We start from the raw sequence: 5352 nt of genomic DNA, 5'->3' as shown, positions 1-5352 counted from the left end.
GGGGACGTGTTCCCTCGCGCCGCGCCGGGTCGCCTCAGCCGCGCTGCCCGGGAATCGCGGGCGGCGCGCCGGCGCCCCACGTGTCCGGCTTCCAGACGCCCGAGCGGCGCAGGGACGCCGGGCAGTGCCGGAAGATCTCGTCGATCTCGACCAGCAGCGCCAGCTGCGGCCGGGCGCCCTTCGCGTCGGCCAGTTCACCGAAGAACGGCGCGTCCCGTAGCACCCGGGCGCGGCCGTTGACCCGCAGCACGTCCATGACGCCGGGTATGAAGTAGAGCAGGCCCACGTGCGGGTTCTGCAGGATGTTGCGGAAGCCGTCCGAGCGGCGGTTGCCCGGCAGGTCCGGCAGTGCGAGGGTGCGCTCGTCCAGGACGAGCGTGAACCCCGGCTCCCCGCCCTTCGGGGAGGCGTCGCAGTTGCCCGCCGCGTCCGAGGTGGCGATCGTGCAGAGCGGGGACCGTCCGATGAGCCGGAGGTCCTCCTCCGTCAGTCTGTCGTGGACCTTCTCGATGACGATCGGGTGCGGGGCGCCGAGGAGTTCGGTCAACTCCCCGGGGGCGGTGAGTTCGACCCAGCCGTCGCGGGGGAGCGGGGTGGCGGACGGTACGACGGCGGGCGCTGCGGTGCTGGGGTGCAAGACGACTTCCTGGCAGGTGGCCTGGCGGTACGTACGGACGGAGGTCGCCCTCGCCGGGTACCCGTGGATGGCTGGATCCGTACGGTCAGCCGGTGCGGCATGGTGACCCAGACCGGTTTTTTCCGTACATGCTTACAATGTTAGGGTCACCTTACTGTAGGCCCTCGGGTTATCTCCTGGCGGGCATTCCCCCTGCGTGGAACCGGTTGCCGGCTTTACGCGGAGCCCGTTGAGGAGCGAACGATGCCGGATGCGATACCGGCCACCGCGACAGGTGCCCGGTGACCCCGGCCTCCGCCACCCTGCCCTCGGCGCGTACCGCACCGCCGGCCGGTGGTCTCCGCCGCAAGGGCTCCCGCCCCGCACTCGCCGGCGGCCTGGTGGCCGCGCTGGTGGTCCTCGTACTGATCGCGGCGGTCAGCCTCGCCGTCGGATCGGGACACGTACCCCTCGCCGACGTGTGGCACGGACTGGTCAGCCCCGACGACGCCCGGCGCACCGACGTCATCGTCCGGACGGTCCGCATCCCGCGCACCTGCGCCGGAATCCTCGCCGGAGTCGCCCTCGGTCTCGCCGGAGCGCTCATGCAGGGCGTCACCCGCAATCCTCTGGCCGACCCCGGCCTGCTCGGCGTCAACGCCGGAGCTTCCGTCTCCGTGGTCCTCGCCATGGGGGTCCTCGGCCTCACCGCCCCCGGGCAGTACATCTGGTTCGGCTTCGGCGGCGCGCTGCTCGCCGCCCTCTTCGTCTACGGGGTCGGCTCGATCGGCAGGGAAGGCGCCACCCCGGTCAAACTGGCGCTAGCCGGGGCCGCCACGACCGCCTTCCTCGGCTCGCTCACCACCGCGGTACTGCTGACCGACAGCAAGACCTTCGACCAGTTCCGCTTCTGGCAGGTCGGGTCGCTCTCCGGACGGGAGACCGACGCGCTCTGGCAGGTACTCCCCTTCATCGTGGCCGGCTCCCTCCTCGCCCTCGCCCTCGGCCCCCAGCTCAACGCCCTCGCCCTCGGCGACGACGTCGCCCGGGGACTCGGCCAGCGGGTGGGCGTGTCCCGCGCCGCCTCCGCCCTCGCGGTGGTCCTGCTCTGCGGCGCGGCCACCGCGATCGCCGGACCCATCGGGTTCGTCGGGCTGGTCGTCCCGCACGCCGCCCGGCTGATCACCGGCCCCGACCACCGCTGGGTCCTCGCCTACAGCGCGGTGCTCGCCCCGATCCTGCTGCTCGTCGCCGACATCGTCGGCCGTCTGGTCGCCCGGCCCGCCGAAGTGCAGGTCGGCATCGTCACCGCCGTCATCGGCTGCGTCCCCTTCGTGATCCTGGTCCGCCGACGGAAGCTGGTGGAACTGTGACCGCCCCCGCCGCCACCCCTTCCGTGTCCGCCCCCGCCGGGGCGGTGCGCGAGGTCGTCCGGGTGCGCCGCAACGGCCGTGCCCGCTACCTCCTGGTCTGCGTGGTCCTCGCCGTCGCCATCGTCGCCGCTCTGTGCGGTTCGCTGGCGTACGGGGACATGGCGATACCCCTCTCCGACGTGTTCGCCGCCCTCACCGGGCGCGCCGACGCGGCCACCTGGTTCATCGTCGGCGAGCTGCGGATGCCCCGCGCCCTGATGGCCATCCTGGTCGGGGCCGCCTTCGGGCTCTCCGGCGCGGTCTTCCAGAGCCTGCTGCGCAACCCGCTGGCCAGCCCCGACGTCATCGGCATCAGCTCGGGAGCCTCCGTCGCCGCGGTGCTCGCCTCCTCGCTGTTCGCGGTCAGCGGGATGCTGCTCTCCGTCTTCGCGCTGGCCGGAGCGCTGTTCACCGCCGCGCTGATCTACGCACTCGCCTGGCGGCGCGGAGTGACCGGCGCCCGGCTCGTCCTCGTCGGCATCGGGATCGGCGCCGGGCTGTCCAGCGTGGTCTCGTACCTGATGACCCGTTCCGAGGTCACCGAGGCGCAGTCGGCGCTGCTCTGGCTCACCGGCAGTCTCAACGGCCGCTCCTGGGACCTGCTGCGGCCCCTGGCCTGGGCGCTCGTCGTCCTGCTGCCGCTGCTCTTCCTGGCGGCCCGGCAGATGCCCGTGCTCCAGCTCGGCGACGACACCGCCGCCGGCCTGGGCGCCCGGACCCAGCGGGGCCGGCTCCAGCTGCTCTGCTGCGCCGTCGCCCTGGCCGGGGTGGCGACCGCCGCAGCAGGACCGGTCGGCTTCGTCGCCTTCGTGTCCGCGCCCGTCGCCCGCCGACTGGCCCCCGGGCGGGGTGCCTCGCTGGTCGCCTCCGGGCTGACCGGCGCCCTGCTGGTGCTGGTCGCCGACTTCGCCGCGCAGCACGTGCTGGACCTCGTGGAGCTACCCGTCGGCGCCTCCGGCCAACTGCCCGTCGGCGTCGTCACCAGCATGATCGGTGCCCCGTACCTGATGTGGCTGCTGATCCGCGCCAACCGTTCGGGACAGGGCGGATGATCCGCCCGACGTCCGACCGCCACCACTGTCCGCGCAAGCAGGACCAGCAGGAAGGGAGCACCGCGTGAGCGCGGAACACAGCCTGGGAGCGCGTGGACTGCGCCTCGGATACGGCAGCCGGCACATCGTCGAGGATCTCGACATCGACATCCCGCCGGGCAAGGTGACGATGATCGTGGGCCCCAACGCCTGCGGGAAGTCCACCCTGCTGCGGTCCCTGGCCCGGCTCCTCGCCCCCTCGGCGGGAACGGTCCTGCTGGACGGCAAGGACATCCGGTCGATGCCGACCAAGTCGGTCGCCGGAATCCTCGGCATCCTCCCGCAGACCCCGGTGGCCCCCGAGGGCATCACCGTGGCCGACCTGGTCGGCCGGGGCCGCTACCCGCGTCAGGGCTGGCTGCGCTCCTGGACCGCCGAGGACGACGCGGCGGTCGCCGAGGCGCTCGTGGCCACCGACGTGCTGGAGCTCGCCGAGCGCCCGGTCGACGAGCTCTCCGGCGGCCAGCGCCAGCGCGTCTGGATCGCCATGGCGATCGCCCAGCACACCGACGTACTGCTGCTCGACGAGCCGACCACCTATCTCGACATCAGCCACCAGCTGGACGTCCTCGACCTGCTCACCGACCTCAACCGCGAGCGCGGGGTGACGATGGTCGCCGTGCTGCACGACCTGAACCTCGCCTGTCGGTACGCCGATCACCTGGTCGCGATGAAGGACGGCCGGATCGTCGCCGAGGGCCGCCCCACCGAGATCGTGACCGGGGAACTGGTCACCGAGGTCTTCCGGATGCGCTGCTCGGTCGTCCCCGACCCGGCCTCCGGCACCCCGATGATCGTGCCGATCGGCCGCCACCACGTGCCGGCCGCCGCTCGTCAGGACGCGCCCGCCGCCTGAGCGCGCCCCGAGCCCCTGGGCGTGTGTCGAAAATCCCGCCTGTCCGGCGACGCCCGGCACGCACGCTTGCCGCGTGGTCGGGATCACCTCCGCCGTGATCGCACGCACCGGACGCAGCCGGACCCGCCCCGCGGGCGGACGGCGCCACTTTCGACACACGCCCTGGGTCTCCGCGCGACGGTCCGACTCGCCCTGAAGTAGGGCGAGTTGGGCTTATCGTACCCCTGTGCGTCGCGTGAATTAAGGTTAGGCTAACCTCATGGGCATGAAGAACGTGCGTCTCCGGAACCCCCTTGCCCGTCGTTCCGGTACCCCCACCCGCTCCCGTGCCTCCCTCGGCCTGCTGGCGCTTCCGCTCGCCGCCGTGCTGATCGGCGCGACCGGCTGCTCCTCCGACGACTCCGACGACTCCGCCAAGGACACGTCGGCCTCCGCAGCCGCCTCCACCGGCGCCTTCCCGGTGTCCGTCGACACCAAGTTCGGCTCCATCACGGTGAAGGAGCAGCCCAAGCGGGTCGTCGCACTCGGCTGGGGCGACGCGGAGACCGCGCTCGCCCTCGGCGTGCAGCCGGTCGGCGAGAGCGACTGGCTGGCCTTCGGCGGCGACGGCGTCGGCCCGTGGGCCAAGGGCCTCTACACCAAGAGCCCCGAGAAGATCGGCACCATGGAGCCGGAGTACGAGAAGATCGCGGCCCTCAAGCCCGACCTGATCCTCGACACCAAGTCCAGCGGTGACCAGACCCGCTACGACACCCTCAGCAAGATCGCCCCGGTCATCGGCGTCCCGAAGGGCGGCGACCAGTACAAGCTGTCCTGGGAGCAGCAGACCCAGATGGTCTCCACCGCTCTCGGCAAGAAGGCCGAGGGCGACAAGCTGATCAAGGGCGTCGAGGACAAGTTCGCCGCCGCGGCGAAGGCCCACCCCGAGTTCAAGGACAAGACGGTCACCCTCGCCTCCAAGACCTCGGTCGGCTGGGGCGCGTACGTCTCGGGCACCGGCCGCGTCGACTTCGTCGAGCGGCTCGGCTTCAAGAACAACCCGGTGATCGAGAAGCAGGCCGGTGACGCGTTCTCGGTCAGCGTCTCCGAGGAGAACCTCGACCAGTTCGACGCCGACCTGATCGTCACCGCGCCGATCGGTCTCAAGCCGGCCCAGGTCACCTCCGACGCCCTGTACAAGAAGATCCCCGCGGTCGCCGACGGCCACGCGATGGTCTTCGACCAGGACGGTCTGAGTCAGGCGTTCGCCACCGACTCGATCCTCTCGACCACCTACGCGATCGACAACGTCGTGCCGGAGTTCGCGAAGTACGTCAAGAAGTAAGCGGTACCCCGCCAGGTCTCCGGGCCGGTGGGACGGGCGCACGGTCGCGCCCC

General features: G+C 71.8%; 5 protein-coding genes. 4 read left to right on the top strand and 1 reads right to left on the bottom strand.

The window, feature by feature from the left end:
• Positions 1 to 34 precede the first annotated feature (34 nt).
• Positions 35 to 637: an MSMEG_1061 family FMN-dependent PPOX-type flavoprotein gene (locus ACFWEP_RS31040; RefSeq protein ID WP_387375086.1), complete on the bottom strand. Its 603-nt coding sequence runs from the start codon at positions 635 to 637 to the stop codon at positions 35 to 37.
• Positions 638 to 918: 281 nt separating this feature from the next.
• Here ACFWEP_RS31040 and ACFWEP_RS31035 point away from each other — a divergent pair, with 281 nt between their 5' ends.
• The 4 genes from ACFWEP_RS31035 to ACFWEP_RS31020 all read left to right on the top strand — a co-directional run bounded on the left by ACFWEP_RS31035 (position 919) and on the right by ACFWEP_RS31020 (position 5299).
• Complete coding sequence (locus ACFWEP_RS31035) at positions 919 to 1989, top strand: FecCD family ABC transporter permease (RefSeq protein ID WP_387375084.1); 1071 nt, start codon at positions 919 to 921, stop codon at positions 1987 to 1989.
• A complete protein-coding gene (locus ACFWEP_RS31030) occupies positions 1986 to 3080 on the top strand; it encodes a FecCD family ABC transporter permease (RefSeq protein ID WP_387375082.1) in 1095 nt (364 codons plus the stop codon). The genes ACFWEP_RS31035 and ACFWEP_RS31030 overlap by 4 nt, the downstream gene beginning before the upstream one ends.
• 64 nt (positions 3081 to 3144) lie before the next feature.
• Positions 3145 to 3975 carry an ABC transporter ATP-binding protein gene (locus tag ACFWEP_RS31025; RefSeq protein ID WP_387375080.1) on the top strand — a complete coding sequence of 277 codons (831 nt, stop codon included), beginning with the start codon at positions 3145 to 3147 and terminating at the stop codon, positions 3973 to 3975.
• Positions 3976 to 4234: 259 nt separating this feature from the next.
• A complete protein-coding gene (locus ACFWEP_RS31020; RefSeq protein WP_387375078.1) occupies positions 4235 to 5299 on the top strand; it encodes an iron-siderophore ABC transporter substrate-binding protein in 1065 nt (354 codons plus the stop codon).
• Positions 5300 to 5352: the final 53 nt, after the last annotated feature.

It is taken from the genome of Streptomyces sp. NPDC060198 (assembly GCF_042728415.1).
Classification (GTDB): Bacteria; Actinomycetota; Actinomycetes; order Streptomycetales; family Streptomycetaceae; genus Streptomyces.
This window is presented reverse-complemented; position numbering and strand designations above follow the sequence as displayed.

Excerpts from the sequence above, each read along its gene's own strand:
- ACFWEP_RS31020 (WP_387375078.1), top strand. The coding sequence starts at position 4,235 with ATGGGCATGAAGAACGTGCGTCTCCGGAACCCCCTTGCCCGTCGTTCC.